Source organism: Kaistia adipata DSM 17808 (genome assembly GCF_000423225.1).
In the GTDB taxonomy this organism is placed as follows: domain Bacteria; phylum Pseudomonadota; class Alphaproteobacteria; order Rhizobiales; family Kaistiaceae; genus Kaistia; species Kaistia adipata.
In genome coordinates this window covers 91,843-112,047 of sequence record NZ_AUHO01000007.1, presented here as the reverse complement: position 1 = coordinate 112,047, position 20,205 = coordinate 91,843, and the positions used below count along the sequence as shown (strand labels likewise).

The 20,205-nt window shown below is 66.2% G+C and carries 17 protein-coding genes; 11 read left to right on the top strand and 6 right to left on the bottom strand.

All coding sequences use genetic code 11. From position 1 onward, the window contains the following. The first annotated feature begins 10 nt into the window (after window positions 1-10). The 4 genes from G539_RS0105405 to G539_RS0105390 all read left to right on the top strand — a co-directional run bounded on the left by G539_RS0105405 (window position 11) and on the right by G539_RS0105390 (window position 5,190). A complete protein-coding gene (locus tag G539_RS0105405) occupies window positions 11-949 on the top strand; it encodes a ribokinase (protein ID WP_029074294.1) in 939 nt (312 codons plus the stop codon). A 380-nt stretch (window positions 950-1,329) separates the two neighbouring features. Beyond that, window positions 1,330-3,006: an ABC transporter substrate-binding protein gene (locus G539_RS0105400; protein ID WP_029074293.1), complete on the top strand. Its 1,677-nt coding sequence runs from the start codon at window positions 1,330-1,332 to the stop codon at window positions 3,004-3,006. Window positions 3,007-3,115: 109 nt separating this feature from the next. Next, the gene (locus G539_RS0105395) at window positions 3,116-4,231 is read left to right on the top strand and encodes a carbohydrate ABC transporter permease (RefSeq protein ID WP_029074292.1); all 1,116 of its coding nucleotides are present in this window, start codon (window positions 3,116-3,118) and stop codon (window positions 4,229-4,231) included. After that, window positions 4,231-5,190 (top strand): carbohydrate ABC transporter permease, encoded by a 960-nt coding sequence (locus tag G539_RS0105390; protein ID WP_425402341.1) that lies wholly within the window; start codon window positions 4,231-4,233, stop codon window positions 5,188-5,190. Before G539_RS0105395 ends, G539_RS0105390 begins: the two co-directional genes overlap by 1 nt. Before the next feature lie 83 nt (window positions 5,191-5,273). Here G539_RS0105390 and G539_RS0105380 read toward each other — a convergent pair whose 3' ends face one another. The 4 genes from G539_RS0105380 to G539_RS0105365 all read right to left on the bottom strand — a co-directional run bounded on the left by G539_RS0105380 (window position 5,274) and on the right by G539_RS0105365 (window position 9,618). Next, complete coding sequence (locus G539_RS0105380) at window positions 5,274-6,317, bottom strand: Gfo/Idh/MocA family protein (RefSeq protein ID WP_035830432.1); 1,044 nt, start codon at window positions 6,315-6,317, stop codon at window positions 5,274-5,276. Between the two features lie 7 nt (window positions 6,318-6,324). Next, complete coding sequence (locus G539_RS0105375) at window positions 6,325-7,158, bottom strand: carbohydrate ABC transporter permease (protein ID WP_029074289.1); 834 nt, start codon at window positions 7,156-7,158, stop codon at window positions 6,325-6,327. 1 nt (window position 7,159) lies between these two features. Further along, window positions 7,160-8,074: a carbohydrate ABC transporter permease gene (locus tag G539_RS0105370; RefSeq protein WP_029074288.1), complete on the bottom strand. Its 915-nt coding sequence runs from the start codon at window positions 8,072-8,074 to the stop codon at window positions 7,160-7,162. A 101-nt stretch (window positions 8,075-8,175) separates the two neighbouring features. Then, window positions 8,176-9,618, bottom strand: a complete 1,443-nt coding sequence (locus tag G539_RS0105365) for a substrate-binding domain-containing protein (protein ID WP_029074287.1) — start codon at window positions 9,616-9,618, stop codon at window positions 8,176-8,178. A gap of 289 nt (window positions 9,619-9,907) precedes the next feature. Here G539_RS0105365 and G539_RS23750 point away from each other — a divergent pair, with 289 nt between their 5' ends. The 5 genes from G539_RS23750 to ligD all read left to right on the top strand — a co-directional run bounded on the left by G539_RS23750 (window position 9,908) and on the right by ligD (window position 17,543). Then, the gene (locus G539_RS23750) at window positions 9,908-11,161 is read left to right on the top strand and encodes an ROK family protein (protein WP_035830431.1); all 1,254 of its coding nucleotides are present in this window, start codon (window positions 9,908-9,910) and stop codon (window positions 11,159-11,161) included. 27 nt (window positions 11,162-11,188) lie between these two features. Next, complete coding sequence (locus tag G539_RS0105355) at window positions 11,189-11,509, top strand: N,N-dimethylformamidase alpha subunit family protein (protein WP_051231124.1); 321 nt, start codon at window positions 11,189-11,191, stop codon at window positions 11,507-11,509. A gap of 66 nt (window positions 11,510-11,575) precedes the next feature. Continuing rightward, complete coding sequence (locus G539_RS0105350; RefSeq protein ID WP_029074285.1) at window positions 11,576-13,837, top strand: N,N-dimethylformamidase beta subunit family domain-containing protein; 2,262 nt, start codon at window positions 11,576-11,578, stop codon at window positions 13,835-13,837. 147 nt (window positions 13,838-13,984) lie between these two features. After that, window positions 13,985-14,884, top strand: a complete 900-nt coding sequence (ku, locus tag G539_RS0105345) for a non-homologous end joining protein Ku (RefSeq protein ID WP_029074284.1) — start codon at window positions 13,985-13,987, stop codon at window positions 14,882-14,884. Window positions 14,885-14,915: 31 nt separating this feature from the next. Next, entirely contained in the window at window positions 14,916-17,543 is a 2,628-nt protein-coding gene (gene ligD / locus G539_RS0105340; protein ID WP_029074283.1) for a DNA ligase D, read from the top strand. A 36-nt stretch (window positions 17,544-17,579) separates the two neighbouring features. On the opposite strand, the gene ku (G539_RS0105335) is transcribed toward ligD, so the two are convergent. Beyond that, on the bottom strand, window positions 17,580-18,380 hold the full coding sequence (ku, locus tag G539_RS0105335; protein WP_029074282.1) for a non-homologous end joining protein Ku: 801 nt from the start codon (window positions 18,378-18,380) through the stop codon (window positions 17,580-17,582). 414 nt (window positions 18,381-18,794) lie between these two features. On the opposite strand from ku (G539_RS0105335), the gene G539_RS26955 reads away from it, so the two are divergent. Both G539_RS26955 and G539_RS26950 read left to right on the top strand, forming a co-directional pair. Continuing rightward, window positions 18,795-19,517, top strand: coding sequence for a hypothetical protein (locus G539_RS26955; RefSeq protein WP_156911841.1), 723 nt, complete (start codon window positions 18,795-18,797; stop codon window positions 19,515-19,517). Beyond that, on the top strand, window positions 19,489-19,665 hold the full coding sequence (locus G539_RS26950) for a hypothetical protein (protein ID WP_156911839.1): 177 nt from the start codon (window positions 19,489-19,491) through the stop codon (window positions 19,663-19,665). Before G539_RS26955 ends, G539_RS26950 begins: the two co-directional genes overlap by 29 nt. Window positions 19,666-19,683: 18 nt before the next feature. Here the strand turns inward: G539_RS26950 and G539_RS0105315 are convergent, their stop codons facing one another. Beyond that, a complete protein-coding gene (locus G539_RS0105315) occupies window positions 19,684-20,034 on the bottom strand; it encodes a hypothetical protein (protein ID WP_029074279.1) in 351 nt (116 codons plus the stop codon). Window positions 20,035-20,205 lie beyond the last annotated feature (171 nt).

Below are 20,205 nucleotides of genomic sequence, written 5' to 3'. Positions count from 1 at the left end.
GAGACGCAGCATGGCTGACACGCGACAGGGCGTTGCCATTCTCGGCATCTTCGTGGCCGACCTCGCCTTCCGGGCGGGCCGCATGCCGGGCATCGGCGAAACCATCGCCGGCTCGGGCTTCAAGATGGGCCCGGGCGGCAAGGGCTCCAATCAGGCCGTCGCGGCGGCCCGCGCCGGCGCCCCGGTGACCTTCATCTCGAAAGTCGGACGCGACGCCTTCGGCGCGATCGCGCTCGACACCTGGCGGGCCGAGGGCATCACCGCGCGCGTCGCGGAGCTCGACGACCAGCCGACCGGCGCCGCCTTCATCTATGTGAACGAGGCGAGCGGCGAGAACGCCATCATCGTCGTGCCCGGCGCGGCGGCGACCATCGGCGCCGCCGACGTCGAGGCGGCGGCGGACGCGATCCGCGGCGCCGCCGTCTTCATCACCCAGCTCGAGCAGCCCGTGGCGGCGGCCCGGCGCGGCCTCGAGATCGCGCGCGCCACCGGCGTCGTCACGATCTTCAACCCCGCCCCGGCCGAGCCGGTCGACGACGCGATCTACGCGCTCTGCGACTATGTGACGCCGAATGAGAGCGAGGCCTCGCTGCTCACCGGCATCGCCGTGACCGATCTCGCCAGCGCGCGGGCGGCGGGCGACGCCTTCCTCGCCAGGGGTGTCGGCACGGCGCTGATCACGCTCGGCGAGGCGGGCGTTCTGCTGCATTCCCGCAGCGGCTCGACGCATGTTCCGGCCATGGCGTCGGGGCCGGTCGTCGAGACGGCCGGCGCCGGCGACGCCTTCAATGGCGGCTTCGCGGCGGCGCTCGCCCGCGGCGCCGATCCGATCGCGGCGGCCCGCTTCGGCTGCGCGGTCGCCGGCATCTCGGTCACCCGCCACGGCACGGCTCCGTCCATGCCGCGCCTGGCCGAAGTGGAAGCCCTCCTGGCGACGGCCGACCTCTAGGGAAAAGCCGGCTTTCGGCGCAAGAAACAGGCAACGTCCGACTATAAGTCGGGCGTTGCATGCCCATGGCTTGAACATAGTTCAGCCTTACTGTTTCATCAGCAAAATCAACGGTCATGCACACGCATGGTGACACGTCGATGTTCCGGATTGACGTGTCGCAGATTTATGGCTCTTGTTGTCGCCCAGTGAATCCGGGGCATTCTTGCTGCCATCTTCACTGCGATGGATAGCGCCGCTGGAGGGCGGCGCTGAGGGGGACGAGCGGAGGCGCCGCGTTGCGCTTTCGCAAGCGGGGGATCTGCGAGCGCGCCGGCGGCCGGAACACGGCACGGAGGCGCGCAGCGGAAGCCACCGCACATCATTTGGGAGGACGTTATATGAAGACACAGGATTACGATCGCTATCTGAGCTGGCAGGCCAGCCGCCGCGGCATCCTGAAGGGCGCCGCCGGTTTCGGCGCGCTGGCCGCCACCGGCGCGCTCGGCTCGACCGTGCTCGGCGCGATGACGCAGCCGGCCGCCGCGCAGGCCGGCGACCTTCGCGCCCAGCTGCTGGCGGTGCCAGGCGTCGGCGCCGGCTCGCCCACCGATGCCGACTGGCAGAAGGTCGGCGAGATGGTGCTGGACGCCACCAAGAAGAACGTCAAGGAAGGCGAGTTCGCCGGTGTCGAGCTGACCTTCATGGGGCTCAACAACCAGAACCTGCACAACATGCTGTTCCGCGGCTTCCTGAAGCCGTGGGAGGCCTATACCGGCGCCAAGATCAACTGGATCGACTTGGCCCAGGCCGACTATAACGCCCGCCTGCAGCAGTCGATCGCCACCGGCACCGTCGATTTCGACATCCTCGAGATGGGCGCGCCCTTCGAGGGCGACGTCTGCGGCAAGGGTCTCGCCTCCGAGATGCCGGACTGGGTCAAGGCCCAGATCGACATGGACGACTATGTCGGCTACCTCAAGGCGCCGGTCGGCACCTGGAACGGCAAGACCTACCGCGTCTCGATCGACGGCGATTGCCACACCTTCAACTATCGCACCGACGTGTTCGCCGATGCCGACCTCGCCAAGGCGTGGAAGGAAGAAGGCAACGCGGGCGAATGGGGCACGCCGAAGACCTGGCAGCAGGTGCAGGCCGCGACCAAGTTCCTCAAGGGCAAGAAGATCAACGGCCAGGACGCCTATGGCTATCTCGACGCCCCGAAGGCGTGGGGCGGCTTCGGCTTCTACTTCCTCGGCAGCCGCGCCACCGCCTATGCCAAGCACCCCGACGACAAGGCCTGGCTGTTCGACGCCGACACGATGAAGCCGCGCGTCAACAATCCGGCCTGGGTGCGCGCCATCCAGGACGTGATCGACGCGCTGCCGTCCGAGCCGGCCGACCAGATCAACGCCGATCCGAACACCACCGCCTTCCAGCAGTTCCTGGGCGGCACCGGCTCGATGGTCTCGTGGTGGGGCGACGTCGGCTCCAACGCCAAGACCAGCGACACCTCGGTGGTGGGCGACGTCACCGGCTTCTCGATCCTGCCGGGCTCCGACGACGTCTACAACGCCAAGACCGGCCAGTGGGACAAGCTCGCGAGCGGCCCGAACTACGCGCCGAACATGGCCTTCCTCGGCTGGGGCGTCTACGTGATGTCGCGCGTCGACGCGGACGAGAAGAAGAAGAAGGCTGCCTGGTCCGCCGCCGCCCATCTCGGCGGCAAGGACATCGGCCTCTGGATGTCGGCCTATCCGTCGGGCTTCCAGCCCTACCGGAACAGCCAGTTCAACATCCCGGAATGGGTCGCCGCCGGCTATGACGAGGCGTTCATCACCGCCTATCTCGGCGCCAACAGGGACAGCTACAACCACCCGAACGCGGCGATCGAGCCGCGTATCCCGGGCATCTTCCAGTACTACTCGATCGCCGAGGACGAACTGGCCAAGACCTTCGCCGGCCAGAACACCGCCCAGGAAGGCGCCGACAAGATCGCCGCCGCCTGGGAGAAGCTGACGGACCAGATCGGTCGCGAGAAGCAGATCGAGCTCTACAAGGCTTCGCTCGGACTCTGAGCGAGCGGGTCACGCCTGCTGATCATCAAGGGCTGGCGGCGCGAACGCGTCGCCAGCCGGTTTTTTCTGGGAGTGCCGTTCGCGGCGCTCATTGACGAAGCGAACACCCATGCAGACGTCCACTACGGCCGCGCCGCACGACACGGGCGCAGCTTACGACATTCCCGAGGGTCGCCGCGCGGCCGGTCGATGGCTGATCATCCTGGCCACGATCACGCTCGCCGCCTTCGCGCTCCTCCAGAGCCTCTACGCCGCCGGCCAGACCACCTATGGTTTCGCCAACTGGCGACCGGTGCTCTATGCCTATCTCGCCTGGGGCGTCGCGCTCGGCGTCGGCCAGGTCATGATCCGCGGCGAAGGCGGCAAGCGCGCGCTCTTCGTGCTGCCGGCCATCCTGTTCACCGTGGCGGTGGTGATCTTCCCGACCGTCGCCGGCCTCTACATCGCCTTCACCGACTGGAACCTCGCCTCGTTCGAAGGGCGCTCGTTCAACGGCCTCGCCAATTTCTGGGCGCTGATGAACGATGCCTATTTCTGGAACGCGCTCGGCAACATGGTCTATTACGTGCTGGCCGTGCTGGTGCAGTACGCCATCGCTTTCGGCCTCGCCATGCTGCTGAACGCCGAAATCCGGGCGCGAAAATTCTTCCGCGTCGCCTTCCTGATGCCGTTCATGCTGAGCCCGGTCGCCGTCGGCTGGATGGTCGGCAAGTCGCTGATGGAGTACCGCTTCGGTCCCGCCGCGACGCTCGCCCGCCTGCTCGGCTGGGAGAACCCGGCCTTCTTCGCCTCGCCCTGGATCGCCCGTTTCTCGATCATGGCGATGGACGCTTGGGTCTGGATCCCGTTCGTGATGATCCTGCTGCTCGCCGGCCTGCAGGCGCTGCCGAAGGAGATCCTCGAGGCGGCCAAGGTCGACGGCGCCAGCCCCTGGCGCTCATTCTGGCAGATCATCTTCCCGCTGATGCTGCCGGTCTCGATCACCGCGATCATCATCCGCGTCATCTTCCAGCTGAAGCTGGCGGACATCGTCATCACCGTCACCTCCGGCGGCCCCGGCGGCGCCACCGATACGGTGTCGAGCTTCATCTTCCGCGAATATCGTGACCGCTCGAACGTCGGCTACGGCACCATGGTGGCCGAGTTCTACTTCATCCTGATCGCCATCTTCATCGCGCTGCTGCTCTGGGGTTCGAGCCGCTGGATGAAGCGGGTAACCGGGTGATGGCCATGAGCACGAAAGCACAAACCGGAATGGCCACCCGCAGCAAGCCCTACGCCTATCGCGAACCGCCGAGCGAGTTCGCCAGCAATTCGAAGCGCATCGCCGGCAGGGTCGCGATCTACACGCTGCTGCTGCTGTGGACCTTCATCGCGCTGTTCCCGATCTACTGGACGGTCACCACCTCGTTCAAGGTCGCGGTCGACGTCACCCAGGGCCACCTGATCCCGTTCGTCGATTTCTGGCCCGACTGGCGCGGCTGGCGCTCGATCGGCCTGTCGCCGGACACGATCTTCAATACCTCGACGGTGCGCGAAGAGTTCATGAAGCGCTTCCTGAACTCGGCGATCATGTCGATCGGCGCGTCGCTGCTGGCCGTCATCCTCGGCTCGCTCGCCGCCTATGGCCTGGTCCGCTTCGACTACAAGTTCGCGATCTGGCGCAACCGCGACATCTCGTTCTTCTTCCTGTCGCAGCTGATCCTGCCGCCGGTCGTCCTCGCCATGCCGTTCCTCGTTCTCTACAAGGAGCTGGCGCTGCTCGACACCCACATCGGCCTGATCGTCGTCTACACGCTGATGGTGCTGCCGATCGTGATCTGGATCATGCGCGACCAGTTCCGCGGCATCCCGGTCGAGCTCGAGCAGGCGGCCCTCGTCGACGGCTGCTCGACCTGGGGCGCGTTTCTCCGGATCGTGCTGCCGATCTCGCTGCCGGGAATGGTCGCGGCCTTCATCCTGTCGGTCGTCCTGTGCTGGAACGAGTACTTCTTCGCCGCGCTTTTGACCGCGACCAACGCCAACACGCTGCCGGTGATGGTGGCGAGCCAGACCGGCTCGCAGGGCATCAACTGGTGGTCGATGGCGGCGCTGTCGACAGCGGCGATCGCCCCGCTCGCCATCGTCGGCATCTTCCTCGAGCGCTACATCGTCAAGGGCCTGACCGCCGGCGCGGTCAAGTAGACGCCCTCGGAAACAGGAAGGGCGGCAGTGCGGAAAACCCGCACCGCCGCCCTTTTTTTATTGCTGCGCGGTCGCCGCGCCCGTCAGACGCCGTCGGCGAGGGTGACCGTGGCGCCGGTCGCGGCGGCCTTCTCGATCGCCGCGAGCACGCGGGTCACCTGCAGGCCGTCGCGCGCATCGGCAATGACAGGCGCATCGGTGGCGACGGCATCGATGAAGCGGGCGATCGCTTCCATGACGAAGCCACCGATGCGGCCACCAGCCGCCGGAGTGACGCCGAACAGATCGGCGGTCCGGAGACCGGGTCCCGTGAATTTTCGGAAGGGCCCTGCCTGGGTGGGCTCGGCCTGGAGCAGGCCCTTCTCGCCGACGATCTCGATCCGGAAATCGACGATGTTCGGCATGTCGTTCGGCAGCACCCAGCTGTTCTCCAGCGAGATGACGGCGCCGTTCTCGAACTCCAGCAGCGCGACATGCACGTCGGCCGTGTCGACGCCCTGCCCGGCCAGGAAGCCGCGCCGCACCATGGCCTGGACGCGCTTGACCTCGGAGCCCATGACGAAGCGGAGCGCATCGACCGAATGGCTGCCGAGGAACCAGAGCGCCGAGGACTTGCCGGCCCAGGAGAGCAGCTCGAACGGCACGAACAGCGTGTTGGAGAGGCGCGCGGCGCCGTGCAGCGGCAGGCCGATGTCGCCGGCCGCGATCGTGTCGCGCAGCGCGACGATCGCCGGGCTGACGCGATTGTGGAAGTCGACCATGACCTTGCGGCCGCTCAGTTCGGCCGCGTCCGCGATCGCCTCGGCCTCGGCCAAGGTCGTCGCCAGCGGCTTCTCGCTCATCACATGCTTGCCGGCCTTAATCGCCGCCAGCACGATGTCGCCATGGGCGAAATCGGGCGTCGCCACCGTCACGGCGTCGATGTCAGGGTCGGCGATCAGCTCGCGATAGTCGGTATAGGTCTTCGCCGCCCCAAACTGCGTCTGCATCTCGGCGACGCGCTCGGGGTTCAGGTCGCAGACCGCGACCAGCTCGGCGCCGGCGATCGAGCTCAGCGTCCTGCAATGGAACGAGCCCCAGAGGCCCGCCCCCACCACGCCGAAACGAATTCTACGCGATGACGTCATTTCCGTATCATCCTTTCACGGAACCAAAAGTCAGGCCTCGGACGACATAGCGGTCGAGCACGAGGAAGATCAGCATGGGCGGGATCATGGCGGCGACGGCGGCCGAGGCGATGAAGCCCCAGGTGACGCCGGCGGTGCCGAAATACTGCAGCGTGCCGATGGGCAGAGTCGTCGTGCTGCGGTTGGCGAGCACCAGCGGGAAGGCCGCGTTGTTCCACGAGAACACGAAGGCGAACATCGAGGTGACGATGAGGCCGGGCATCACCATCGGCAGGATGAACTTCAAGAGGATCGTCGTCGTGCCGGCGCCGTCGATGCGGGCCGCCTCCTCGATCTCGATCGGCACCTCGTCGATGAAGGAGCGCATCAGCCAGACCGAGAACGGAATGGTCAGGGTCTGCGAGATCAGGATCATCGAGAAATAGGTGCCCTTCACCCCCGCCATGCTGGCGAGGATCGAATAGGGGATCAGGAAGGCGACCGGCGGCGCCATCAGGAGACCGAGATACCAGAGCATGATGTGCTTGCGGCCGCGGATCTTGTAGCGCGACAGCGCATAGGCGGCCGGGAACGAGAACGGCAGGTTGAGCGCCACCGCGCCGATCGCGACGATCAGGCTGTTGCCGAGTTGCGGCGCGTTATTGCCGGGATCGAAGAAGGTGTAGCGGATCGATTCCCAGTTCGGCGTGAACGACAGCACCGGCGGCATGGCGAAATAGGTCTCGGCCGGGCGGATCGCGAGCAGCACGAACCAGAGGATCGGGCCGATGAAGACGAGCAGCAGCAGCACCATCGCTGCGAGGCCGAGCAGGCGGCCGGTCGTGCTTTCCGTGCCTTCCATGTCAGTCCCAATCCTTGAACGCGAAGAAGACGAACAGGCCGATGATCGCGTTGACGATGATCACCATCATCCAGGTCATGGCGCTGGAGAGGCCGATGTTGAAATCGACCATGCCGGCTTGATAGAGGCTGTAGCCGAGGGTGCGGCTGGCGGTTCCCGGCCCGCCCTTGGTCAGCACGACGACCAGGTCGAACGTGTTGAAGATCTGCATGAAGCGCAGCATGACGATGATCAGCGCGGTCTTGCGGATCAGCGGCAGCTTGACGTGCAGCAACTGCTTCCAGGGCGAGACGCCGTCGACCCGCGCCGCCTCGACGATCTCGCCGGGCACGGCGAGCAGCGCCGCATAGAGCACGATGGCGAAGAACGGCGTCCACTGCCAGATGTCGGCGAAGAGCACGGCCCAGAGCGCCGTCGACGGCGAGCCGAGCAGGCCGGCCGCCGGCAGCGGAATGCCCGCCGACGTCAGCAGCCAGGGGATCAGTCCGCCATTCGGGTCGTACATGTAGCGGAACAGGAAGCCGACGACGATTGGCGCGATCGTGGTCGGCATGATCAGCAGCACGCGGGTGAGCTTGATGCCCGGCAGCCGGCGCAGCAGCAGCAGCGCGATCGCGAGGCCGAGGCAGAACTCGACCGCCGTCCCGACCAGCGTCATCTGCAGCGTGGTCCAGAGCGAGCCCAGGAACATGCCGTTCGACAACGCCATCTTGTAGTTGTCGAAGCCGATGAAGCCCATCGGCGCGGGCCCCATCTGCAGGTTCCAGAAATAGAAGCTGTTCTTCAGCGCGAAGAGCAGGGGGAAGGCGATCAGCGCGAGAAGCAGCAGGATCGACGGGCTGATCAGCAGCCACGGGGTATAGTCGGGCAGTCGCCGTCGCGCCTTGGGCGGCGCGGCGAGGGTAACAGCGGACATGGACGCTCCATTCGAAAAGAGGACGGAGGAGGCCGGGAGGATCGCCTCCTCCGCCCTTAGTCGAACCGGGGTCCCTGTCGCGGAACCCCGGCCTTCCGACGTCAGGCCAGGGACTTCACCAGGCTCTTGGTCGCAGCCAGCGTGTCATCGAAGGAGGGCTGCTGGTACGGGATCAGGAAGTTGCCCTTGAGGATGGTCTCGAAGAAGGTCGAGGTCTCGGACAGGCAGGCTTCCGGCGTCAGCTGCCCGGTCAGCACCTTGTTCAGGTTGAGCCCGTAGATGCCCTCGAGCGTCGTGTAGACCGGGCAAGGCGGACGGACGATCTTGCCGTTGCCGCGCTCGAGATCACCGAGCTGGGCGGTCAGATGCGGGTAGATCTTCAGCAGTTCCGCGTCCGAATAGAGCGACTTGCGGGCGAAGTCGGAGAACTGGTGGCCATACTTGTCGTAGAGGCCCATCGCCTTCTGCGTCTTGGCCGAGGTCGCCCACTTCACGAACTGCCAGGCCGCGTCGCGGTTGGCGGTGTTCGCCGTGATGCCGAGGCTATGGCCGCCGAGCGAGACGACCTGCTCGGTGTTCGGGCCCTTGGGCAGGCGGGCCATGCCGAGCTTGTCGGCGACGACTGAGTCCTTGCCGCTCATATAGCCGTCCTTCTTGCAAAGGTAGGCATAGGGCGTCCACCAGTAGAACATGCCGACATCGCCCTTGGCGAAGCGCATGCCAGCGTCGAACCAGTTGTAGCCGACCGATTCCGCCGGGGCGTTCTTGTACAGCTCGGCGAAGATCTTGAGCGCCGCGAGATTCTCGGGGCTGTTGATCGTCGGCTGGAAATCCCAGGGCGTGCCGGCCGGGAAGTTCTTGAACCAGCGCGTGCCCATGCTGGCGGCGAGCTGGGTGTACATGTGCACGACCGGCGCCGGCTGCTGACCGGCCAGCACGGTGCCGCTCATCTTGTGGCCGTCGAAATCCTGACCGTTCATCTTCTGGATCGCGGCGAGATACTGCTCCCACGTCCAGCTGCCATCCTCCGGCACGGCGACGCCGGCCTTCTCGGCGAAATCCTTGCGATAGAGCACCATCTGGCCATAGGCGGCGACGGGCAGCGTGCCGACCTCGCCACGCCAGGTGTTCATCGAGTAGATCACTTCCGGAATGAAGTCCTCGATGTTGACGTCGCTGTCGGCCTTAATCATCTCGTTGAGCGGGGTGATCCACTTGCTCTCGAGATACTGGCCGAGCCACATCTGGTCGACGGAGATGACGTCGGCGTCGGGCTCGTTGCTGACGAAGGACGAGGTCAAGCGGGCCTGCAGGGCTTCGAGCGAGATCGCCTCGATCTGGACCTTGACGCCCGTCTCCTGCTCGAACTGGTCCTTCAACCCCTCGATCGCATAGTAGAAAGGGTCGCCGGCGAGCAGCACGCGCAATGTCTTATCGGCAGCCATCGCCCGGCGCGGCCGCCAGGCACCGCCGATCGCAGCTGTTCCGGCGAGCGCCACGCCGCTCTTCAGAAGATTGCGGCGAGAAATATTGAAGTCGTTCATGTCCCCACTCTCCTTCCTGGAAGTTTATTGACGCCGGATCCGTGCCCGACGCCCGTTCTTCATGACCAATCTTGAGCGCCGCGAAATTCGCAGCTCCGGTTCCCGACGAAGGCTGCCACGACGCTTGGATCATCTTGTTAGTTTGAGGCTCGCACAAACATTTTATCTCGTCAACGCCCCGAGCCTGGGCTAAGAATTATTTCGGAAGTCGATGACCCGCAGGCGAAGAAGCGCGGATTCCTGCTAAGAGCTGGCCCACGTTTCCCTGCAAGCCGCATGACGAGGACCGATGGAGCGCGAACATCCGGCGCAGCTCTGGCCGACCGAGGAAGAGGACGCGCCCGGCGACAGCAAGCCGGCGCGGCTCGGGCGGTCGCTGCTCTCGTCCTCGATGGTCGGATCGGCCAATCGCGGCCGCGTGCTGCAGGCGCTGTTCGACCTGGGCCCGACCAGCCGGGCCGAGCTCGCGCGCCTGGCGGGCGTCAACCGCACCACCATTTCCGGCATCGTCCAGCCGCTGCTCGACCAGCAGGTGCTCGTCGAGGGCCGTCCCATCCGGCCGAGCGAGGCCGGCGGCAAGCCGGCGCGGCCGCTGTGGTTTTCACCCGACGCACGACCGATCTGCGGCATGCTGCTGATGCCGGATGCCGTCCACACCTGCCTGGTCACGCTCGAGGGCTCGATCTCGGCGCTGGAGAGCGAGCGTTTTCCGGAGGAGCGGCCGCAGATCGCGGATGTCCGATCGGCGATCGAGCGCTGCACGACACGGACGCTGGCCTCCGCGCGGCGCGAACCACTCGGCATCGGCGTCGCCGTCGGCGGCATGGTCGACACCGACCGCCGCGCGGTCATCGCCGTCAACCTCGCCCCCGTGCTCAACGACTTCGAGCTGGGCGACATGCTGACGAAGCGCTTCGGCCTCCCTGCCCTGCTCGACCACCATCCGCGCGCGCTGCTCGTTGGCGATCGCTGGTTCGGCAAGGGACGCGGGCAGCAGACCTTCGCCGCCGTCTATACGGGCGAGGTGCTGGGCGGCGCGCTCTATCTCGGCGGCCATCTCTATCGCGGCCAGAGCGGCGCCGGCGGCGAGCTCGGCCACACCTTCGTGCAGGTCGACGGCGACCTCTGCTCCTGCGGCCGGCGCGGCTGCTGGGAGACGATCGCGACGCTCGGCTGGCTGCGCCGACAGGCGCGCGCCATCGGCATCGACGATCCGGATGCGATCGATTCGGGCCGTCTCGTCGCCCTGACCAAGGCTGGCTCTTCCGGGGCGGCGGCGCTGCTCGATCTCTATGCCCGCAACGTCGCGGTCGGCATCGCCAATCTGCAGCAGACGGTGGCGCCGAACTTCTACATCCTGCACGGCGACGTCGTCGGCGGTGGGGAATTCATGGCCGAGGCGATTGCCGGACATGTCCGCGCCCTCGTACCATCGCGAAGCGGGGGGGAGATCAGCTTCGCCATCGGGGAAACGGAGGACCGCGCCGCCTTGCTCGGCGCGGCTGGCCTTGTCTTGTCGGAGCTGCTTCAGTTCCCACTGTAGAATCGCATGCGCAAGGGGGAGTGCTTCATGGTCTACAAAATCGATCCCGAGATCGATCGACACTACATCGAGGAATTTCGCCAGAAGCCGATCGGTGCGCACAGCCCGGGCCTGCAGCGCCTGCTCAACCTCATGCGCCATGATCCGTCCGGCCGCCAGGTGGTGCTGATCTGCCGCCGCCCGTTCGAGGAATGGGTGCTCGGCATGATGCCGGCGGATCGCCGCGAGCCGATCGCGGTCGAGGAAAACCTCGTCTTCACCGACATCGAGGAGGCGGAGTGGGAAGTCTTCCGCCGCCGCTGGCGCCTCCTGACCGGCGAGAGCATCAACCGTCCGCTCCGCGACTAGTCCCAGGCCAGACCAGCCGATCGCCCTCCGGCGATCCCGTTTTCACGCGCCAATCTGGAACATTCCATGCTCAAGATCGTCGGCTACCCGGACCGCTACAGCGTAGCGCCGGGCGAGGACATCGCCTTCAAGATCTCGCTCGAGGAAGGCGAACAATTCGAGGCCCGGCTCGTCCGGGTGGTGAACGGAGACTGCAACCCGGCCGGCCCCGGCCTGAAATTCCCGCATGTGCCGACCAAGATCGACGGCACCCATGCCGGCAAGCCGCAGCGCATCGACGCCGGCTCCTACATGATCGCCGACGGCGTCCCGGCGATTTCGGCCCACCCCTTCACCTTCCTGGCCTTCGTCTGGCCGACCCTGCCGACGCGTGGCGAGCAGGTAATCGCGGCAAAGTGGGACGCGGCCACCAACGCCGGAATCTCGGTCGGCATCGGCGACGAGGGCCGGTTGTCGCTCACCGTCGGCGACGGCGCGGGCGGCACGGAGACCGTGCGCGTCGACCATCCGATGCTGGAACGGCAGTGGTACCAGCTGGCCGTCACCTTCGATCCGGCCAGCGGCGCCGTCACGCTCGACCAGCGCCCGCTTGCCGCCTATGCGGTGATCCGCGACCACGGCCAGTTCCGCGGCCGTGTTCGGCTCTCGGTTCCGGCCGTCAAATCCCCCTTCTACCTCGCCGGCCGACCCGAGGCCGACGGCACCGTCGGCCATCATTTCGACGGCAAGATCGACGGCCCGATGCTGCTCACCGGCCTGCGCTCCCATGCCGATCATGACGCGCTGCTGGCCGGCGTCGCGCCGCGCGACCTGCGCACCGCGGTGATCGCGCACTGGGATTTCTCCCGCGAGATCGAGAGCGTGCGGGCCATCGACGTCGGCCCGTTCGGACGGCACGGCCGGCTGATGCAGATGCCGGCGCGCGGCATGAAGGGCCACAACTGGACCGGCGAGGAGCACGCCTGGCCGCGCAAGCCCGAGCATTACGGCGCCGTGCACTTCCACCATGACGACATCTACGATGCCCAGTGGGAGACCTCGGTCACGCTGACGATCCCCGAGGACCTGAAGAGCGGCGCCTATGCGCTGCATGCCCGCGCCGGCGACAGCGACGAGACGGCGACGCGCGAGACCTACATCCCGTTCTTCGTGCGCCCGCCGCGCGACAAGGCGAAGCGCGGCAAGCGCCCGTCCGTCGTCGTGCTGGCGCCGACCATGTCCTATCTCTCCTACTGCAACCACGCCGAACACATCACGGCGCGCGGCGCGGAGCGGCAGATGGGCCGGCTGCTGACCTTCGGCCATGCCGACCTCTACATGTACGACCACCCGGAACTCGGCGGCTCGCAATATGACACCCATGCCGACGGCTCGGGCGTCTGCTATTCGAGCCGGCTGCGGCCCAACCTCAACTTCTCGCCGCGCTATCATTCCTGGCTCGGCGGCCCCGGCTCGGCGCTCTACCAGTACAATGCCGACACGCACCTGTTCGACTGGCTCGACCACAAGGGCGTCGACTACGACCTGATCACCGACGAGGATTTGCACGAGGAAGGCTACGACCTCCTCGCCGACTACCGCGTCGTGATCACCGGCACGCATCCCGAATACCATTCGACGGCGATGTGGGACGGCATGAAGGCGTGGATCGATCGCGGCGGCCGGCTCATGTATATGGGCGGCAATGGCTGGTACTGGCGCATCGGCTTCCACAAGACGGAGCCCGGTGTCATCGAGGTGCGCCGCGCCGAGGACGGCATCCGCACCTGGGCGGCGGAGCCCGGCGAATACTACCAGTCGTTCAACGGCGAGTTCGGCGGCCTCTGGCGCCGCATCGGCCGCGCGCCCAACGTCATGGCCGGCGTCGGCTTCATCGCCCAGGGCTTCGACATCTCGACCTATTACCGTCGCGCGCCCGACGCGGACAATCCGCGCGCGGCCTTCATCTTCAAGGACGTGCCGGACGAGATCATCGGCGATTTCGGCCTGGTCGGCGGCGGCGCCGCCGGCATCGAGCTCGACTGCATCACGCCCAATCTCGGCGGCCCGCCCAACATGCTGCGCCTCGCCTCCTCGGACGGCCACAGCGGCATGATGATGCTGGTCAACGAGGAGTTCGGCGTCGTGCCGCCCAATCTCGGCGGCGACCAGAACGAGCGCGTCCACGCCGACCTCGCCTTCGGCGAGACGCCGTCGGGCGGCGCGATCTTCGCCACCTCGTCGATCGCCTGGTGCGGCTCGCTGCTGCACAACGACTATGACAACAACGTCTCGCGCATCACCTGGAACGTGCTCGAGCGCTTCCTCGACGAGACGCCCTTCGCCTAGGACGATGGCGGCGGGCCGGACCACCGGCCCGCCACTTCCTTCCCACGACCGCACACAATCGGGAACTGAATCGGCGGCTGCGTCATTGGACTCGTTTTCAGAGGGTCCTTGCCGCCGGGCGGCGAAGCGTGGCGTAGGAGTATGCCGATGGCTCCCCGTGCAGTCTGGAAGGGCTACCTGAAGGTCGCCGAGATCCTCTGTCCCGTCGCGCTCCACACGGCCGCCTCCACCTCCGAGCGCATCGCCTTCCACACCATCAACCGCAACACCGGCAACCGCATCCGGCGGCAATATGTCGACCAGGAGACCGGCAAGCCGGTGGCGACGGAAGACCAGGTGAAGGGCTATGAGATCAGCCCCGGCGAATATATCGAGATCGACGCCGAGGAGATCGCCTCGGTGCAGCCGGAGAGCGACAAGACGCTCGCCGTCGACAATTTCATCGCCCTCGACGCCGTCGACGACATCTATTTCGATCGGCCCTACTACCTCACCCCCGCCGACAAGACGGCGCAGGAGGTCTATGCGCTGATCCGCGACGGCATGCGTAGGAGCGGCGCCGCCGCGATCGCCCGCGCCGTGCTGTTCCGCAAGATGCGCAGCGTGCTGATCCGCGCCGACGAGGACGGAATGGCCGCGACGACGCTCAGCTTCGACTACGCTGTCCGACCGGCGCGCGAGGTGTTCGACAGCCTCCCCGACCTCACCATCAAGGGCGAGATGCTGGAACTCGCCGAGCACATCATCGCCACCAAGCGCGGCCATTTCGATCCGGCCGTCTTCCACGACCGCTACGAGGAAGCGCTTGCCGAGTTGGTCAAGGCGAAGCTGGAAGGCCGGAGCTTCACCGCGCCCACCCCGCCGAAGACCGCCAAAGTCGTCGACCTGATGGCGGCGCTGCGCGAAAGCGCCGGCGTCGGCAAGGGAGCGGTTCCGGCGAAGGCCGAAGCTGCGCCGGCAAAACAGCGGACCAGCGCCCGCGCCAAGACCGCCGCGCGCGCCAAGCCGGCGCCAAAGCCGACGACGCCGCGGCGCAAGGCGAGCTGACCCTTCCGAACGGCCAGGATGAAAGGGGGGCATGGTGGCCACGCTCGAGACCTACCGCAGCAAGCGCGACTTCAAGACGACGCCGGAGCCGTCCGGCCGCAGGCGCGCCAGGGCGAAGGCCGGGCACAGCTTCGTCATCCAGAAGCACGACGCCACCCGCCTGCACTATGATTTCCGCCTCGAGATGGACGGCGTGCTGAAAAGCTGGGCCGTCACGCGGGGGCCGAGCCTCGATCCGGCCGAGAAGCGCCTCGCCGTGCATGTCGAGGACCATCCGCTCGACTATGGCGGCTTCGAGGGCACGATCCCGAAGGGCGAGTATGGCGGCGGCACCGTGCTGATCTGGGATCGCGGCACCTGGGAGCCGGTCGGCGACCCGCACAAGGGCTATGCCAAGGGCCACCTCGAATTCGAGCTCCATGGCGAGAAGCTGCATGGCCGCTGGCATCTCGTGAAAATGCAGGGAAAGCCGCGCGAAAAGCGCGAGAACTGGCTGCTGATCAAGGCCGAGGACGACGCGGCCCGGCCGCCCGGCGCGCCCGACATCCTGGAGGAGCAGCCGGATTCGGCGAAGACCGGCCGCGCCATCGCCGATGTCGAGGGCGAGGAGCCGGGCTGGTCGTCGAAGACGGGCAAGATCGAGAAGTCGGCGAAGAAGAAGGCTGCGTCCCGGTCCCGCGGGGCGAAGGGAGAGGACAGTTCAGCCCCTGACGCCGCCCTCCCTGCCCTGCCCGACCCCGCCACGATCGAAGGGGCGAAGAAGGCGACGATGCCGGCCTTCGTCGAACCGGCGCTGGCGACGCTCGCGACCAGCCCGCCGGCCGGCGAACGCTGGCTGCACGAGATCAAGTTTGACGGTTATCGTCTGCAGGCCCATGTGAGCGCCGGTCGCGTCAAGCTCTCGACCCGGAGCGGCCTCGACTGGACGAAGAAGTTCGGCAAGGAGATCGCGGCGGCGCTGCAGGCGCTGCCTGTCGGCACCGCACTGATCGACGGCGAGCTGGTCGTCGAGACCTCGGCCGGCGTCTCGGATTTCTCCGCCCTGCAGGCCGATCTCAGCGAAGGCCGCAGCGACCGCTTCGTCTTCTACGCCTTCGACCTGCTCCACCTCGACGGCTACGACCTTCGCGAGGTGGCGCTCGAAACCCGCAAGGCGACGCTTCAGGCGGTGATCGCCGCCGGCGGGCCAATCATCCGCTTCAGCCAGCATTTCGTCGACGCCGGCGCACGCGTCTTCGAGCACGCCTGCCGCCTCGGCCTCGAGGGCATCGTTTCCAAGCGCTCCGACGCGCCCTACCGTTCCGGGCGAAGCAAGAGCTGGCTCAAGGCGAAATGCTCGGGCCGGCAGGAATTCGTCATCGGCGGCTATGTCCCCTCCTCGACCTCGCGGCGCGCGATCGGTTCGCTGGTCCTCGGCATCCATGACAATGGCGCGCTGATCCCCGTCGGCCGCGTCGGCACCGGCTTCAGCGCCCGCCTCGCCGAGGAGCTCTATGCGCGTCTGGAGCGGATGCGAACGACGACCAACCCGTTTGGTCGCCCGCTGACGGCCGAGGAAGCCCGACAGGTGCGCTTCGTCCGTCCCGAGCTGGTCGCCGAGGTCGAGTTCCGGGCCTGGACCGCCGACGGGCATCTCCGCCATGCTGCGTTTCGCGGCTTGCGCGAAGACAAGGCGGCGGACGAGATCACGCGGGAGGTGCCCGGAATGACGGAGACCGGCAAGACGATTTCGAAGGCGAAGCCTAGAGCAGAGGTGATCCAGCACGGCATCAAGCTCACCCATCCCGACCGCATCTATTGGCCCGACGTCGGCGTCACCAAGGAAGGACTGGCCGACTACTACGCCGAGGTGTGGCCGCGCATCGCGCCCTTCGTGACCGGCCGGCCGCTCTCGCTTCTGCGCTGCCCGAGCGGGATCGAGGGCGAGAATTTCTTCCAGAAGAATGCGTGGAAGGGCATCTACCCGGCGATCCGGTTGGTCGACGACCCGGCCACGCCCGAAATCGAACAGCTGATCAGCATCGACGACCTCGACGGGCTGATCGCGCTCGTGCAGTCCGCCGTGCTCGAAATCCATCCCTGGGGCTCGACGGTCGCCGACTGGGAGCGGCCGGACATGATCATCCTGGATCTCGACCCCGGCGAGCGCGTTGAATGGACGGCGGTGATCGCGGCGGCCGAGGAGGTGCGCCAGCGCCTCGACGACGCCGGCTTGGCAGCGTTCGTGAAGACCTCCGGCGGCAAGGGCCTGCACGTCGTCGCGCCACTGAAGCCAAGGGCGGACTGGCCGGCGGCCAAGGCGTTCACCAAGGCGCTGGCCGACGCGATGGCGGCCGACAGCCCCGACGCCTATGTCGCGACCATCACCAAGGCGAAGCGCACCGGCAGGATCCTGATCGACTATCTGCGCAACCAGCGCGGCCAGACCGCCGTCGCGCCCTACTCCACCCGCGCCCGCCCCGGCGCCCCTGTCTCGGCGCCGCTCGCCTGGGACGAACTCGCCCCCGGCATCGGCCCGGCCCATTTCACCGTGCTCAACCTGCCGACACGGCTGACGGCCCTGAAGCAGGATCCCTGGGCCGATTTCCGCAAGGCGGCGGCGCCGCTGGAAACCGCGCGCACGGCCAGGGCGCGTGCCCCCGGCAAGGACGGCAAGTGAGCGCCGGCGGATCGGGTTGACGAAGGCAGCGGGCGCTCAACCCTTCTTCGGCTTCGTTTCGGCCGAGAGGCTGCGCTTCAGCGCGTCGAAGATGCTGACGACATTGTCCTCGCTCTTCGGCCTCGGCTTGGCGAGCGCGGGCTTCTTGCCCTTCTTCTTGGCGGCGATGATCTCGAGCAGCTTCTCCTGGACGGGGTCGCTGACGAGGGACGGCGACCATTCGATGGTCCGCGCCTCGATCAGCGCCTGCATCATCTCCATCAGCTTGGGATCGCCCTCGGCGCCGCCGATCGCCTCGAAATAGGCGCCGGATTCGCGGATCTCGTCGCCGAAATGCAGGGTCCAGAGCTCGATGCCCTTGTCGCGCGGCTTCAGCATCACGGCGCGCTCGCGCCGGTAGAGCACCAGCCGCGAAATGCCGACCGTCCCGGTCGAGCCCATGGCGTCGCGAATGACCGCGAACGCCTCCTCACCGACAGGATCGTCGGGCACGAGGTAGTGCGGCTTGTCGTACCAGATCCAGTCGACGTCCTCGCGCGGAACGAAGCTCTCGATGTCGATGGTCCGGGTGCTCTCCAGCGCGACGGAGGCGATCTCGTCATCCTCGAGCAGGAGATAGTCGTCCTCGCCGCGCTCGTATCCCTTGGCCTGGTCGTCGTCCTCGACGACGTCGCCGGTCTCGCCGTCGACATACTGGCTGACGACGCGATTTCCGGTGGCGCGGTTCAGCGTGTGGAAGCGCACCTTCTCATTGTCGGTCGTCGCCGGCACCATCGCCACCGGACAGGTCACGAGCGAGAGCTTCAGATAACCCTTCCAAAACGACCGTGGCGCCATGATCTACCCTCGGCTCAAGAACCAGAGCGTTCGACCATTCCAGCAACACCGGACGGCCCCAACCCGTTGCCTTCTCCGCATTTTTCGCGAACCAGCTTCTAACGCAAACGCCGCCGATGCGAGAAGCCTCGGGCGGCTGCGTTCGAGACCATCAACGCCGGACGCCGACACTGGTTCCAGAGGTCGCGAGTTCCCGGCCAAGTAGTGGCGAAGGATTGAAGCCCGACGCCATGCGCCTGCGCCTGCCCATGCAGACCGCGCCCGAACTCGACGACCAATACCTGGAAGTCTAGCTTCAACGGGACGCCTCGGAAATTGACGGCAGAGAAAAAACAAGCAACGGTAGCAGCCAATTCGTTGAAGCGAACCTGTCGTTGCAACAAAACCAGGCCGCTAAATGCCTTCGGGGGCACCATGAAACAGGCACCGGCACACCGGCACTTCAGTATCAGCCCATCGTCCATTGCGTTGGCTTTGACAATCACAATCGCATTTCTAGTGACCATGCACTCTCTCATCATGATGTGCTGGTACACGAGAGCCTGCGGTATTGCGATGCTGCCAATAGATCGCGCCGGACATCTGTTCGACCTCAATCGTGAGATGAACATTCCAACCTGGTTTTCTATCGTTCAACTATTCGCGACGGCCTGTACTCTGGCTGTTGCTGCATGGGTACAGCGCTTAAAATCGCTCCCCTCTGTCGCATGGTGGGGTCTGGCAGCGATGTTCTTCTACATGTCGCTTGACGAGGCAACGGACATGCATGGCCTGTGGCGGGCTGAGGGCTACGTTATCCCCGGCACCAGCCATCCCTTTTTCTCGTGGATCATACCTGCGGCTTTTGTCGTGGGTATTGTTGGCGTGATTTATGTTCGCTGGCTAGTCGCGCTGCCTCGACGCACAGCAGTACTATTCTTCATTGCAGGCACGGTATTCGTGACTGGCGCGCTGCTCTTCGAAGGGATCGGCGCATTCCTGGCCGACGAAACCTTCTTCAACGCGTCCTATCTATTCGCCTCAACGATCGAAGAGACGCTGGAATTGGCCGGCATCCTGATCATGATTTATGCAATACTTGATTATCTTCAGACCCAAGGCGTCAAATTTGCGCTCGCGCCTGAGCCAGCCAACTGAAAGTTCCCACGAATTTGCCAGGAACACGGGCTGGCTCGCCTTCGTCGATCGGGAGAACGACGCCGGCCACGCCTTCTTCAAGGCACTCGCCTGGACCTATCGCGGCCTCGACGACGAGATGCACCGGTTCGAGCTTCCGGCCGACTGAGCCCCGCGCGGCAATGGCTCAGGCCTCGGCGTCCTCGGGTGTCGCGGGCCGGTCCTTGGCCCAATAGTGGTCGCGAATGTTCCGGGCATTGCGGATCACGAAGGTGGCGATCTCGGGATCGCCGCCCTCGAAGGTCTCGGTGTCGGCGCCGCACAGGCGCAGGAACAGCTGCTGATGCGCGTGGGCGACGAAATATTCGTAAGCCGGCGACGGCTCGTCGAAGCCGGCGCAGCGCAACGCCTCGGCCGCCCGTTCACTGGCGGCCCGGATCGCGGTCTCGATCGCGGCCATCATGGCCTGCTCCACCCGCTCCTGTATTTCCGCATGGCGTCGTTCCGCAGGCGTGAGAGCGGGACAGGTCGTGTTCAAGCTCGCGTCTCCTTGCTGGAGCACCATGACTGGCGCGGCATCGGACGGGTCAGCCCCGCCGGAGCGCCGTCCAGCACCGTTCGGCGAGGTCGAGTTCGCGCGCGAACGTCGGCGTTCGGCGAACGCAATACTATCACGATATTAAGCGGAAAATGGTGCGCCCCGCCGGGT

Coding starts and splice junctions, on each gene's coding strand:
- G539_RS0105405 (WP_029074294.1), top strand. CDS start 11: ATGGCTGACACGCGACAGGGCGTTGCCATTCTCGGCATCTTCGTGGCC.
- G539_RS0105400 (WP_029074293.1), top strand. CDS start 1,330: ATGAAGACACAGGATTACGATCGCTATCTGAGCTGGCAGGCCAGCCGC.
- G539_RS0105395 (WP_029074292.1), top strand. CDS start 3,116: ATGCAGACGTCCACTACGGCCGCGCCGCACGACACGGGCGCAGCTTAC.
- G539_RS0105390 (WP_425402341.1), top strand. CDS start 4,231: ATGGCCATGAGCACGAAAGCACAAACCGGAATGGCCACCCGCAGCAAG.
- G539_RS0105380 (WP_035830432.1), bottom strand. CDS start 6,317: ATGACGTCATCGCGTAGAATTCGTTTCGGCGTGGTGGGGGCGGGCCTC.
- G539_RS0105375 (WP_029074289.1), bottom strand. CDS start 7,158: ATGGAAGGCACGGAAAGCACGACCGGCCGCCTGCTCGGCCTCGCAGCG.
- G539_RS0105370 (WP_029074288.1), bottom strand. CDS start 8,074: ATGTCCGCTGTTACCCTCGCCGCGCCGCCCAAGGCGCGACGGCGACTG.
- G539_RS0105365 (WP_029074287.1), bottom strand. CDS start 9,618: ATGAACGACTTCAATATTTCTCGCCGCAATCTTCTGAAGAGCGGCGTG.
- G539_RS23750 (WP_035830431.1), top strand. CDS start 9,908: ATGGAGCGCGAACATCCGGCGCAGCTCTGGCCGACCGAGGAAGAGGAC.
- G539_RS0105355 (WP_051231124.1), top strand. CDS start 11,189: ATGGTCTACAAAATCGATCCCGAGATCGATCGACACTACATCGAGGAA.
- G539_RS0105350 (WP_029074285.1), top strand. CDS start 11,576: ATGCTCAAGATCGTCGGCTACCCGGACCGCTACAGCGTAGCGCCGGGC.
- ku (WP_029074284.1), top strand. CDS start 13,985: ATGGCTCCCCGTGCAGTCTGGAAGGGCTACCTGAAGGTCGCCGAGATC.
- ligD (WP_029074283.1), top strand. CDS start 14,916: ATGGTGGCCACGCTCGAGACCTACCGCAGCAAGCGCGACTTCAAGACG.
- ku (WP_029074282.1), bottom strand. CDS start 18,380: ATGGCGCCACGGTCGTTTTGGAAGGGTTATCTGAAGCTCTCGCTCGTG.
- G539_RS26955 (WP_156911841.1), top strand. CDS start 18,795: ATGAAACAGGCACCGGCACACCGGCACTTCAGTATCAGCCCATCGTCC.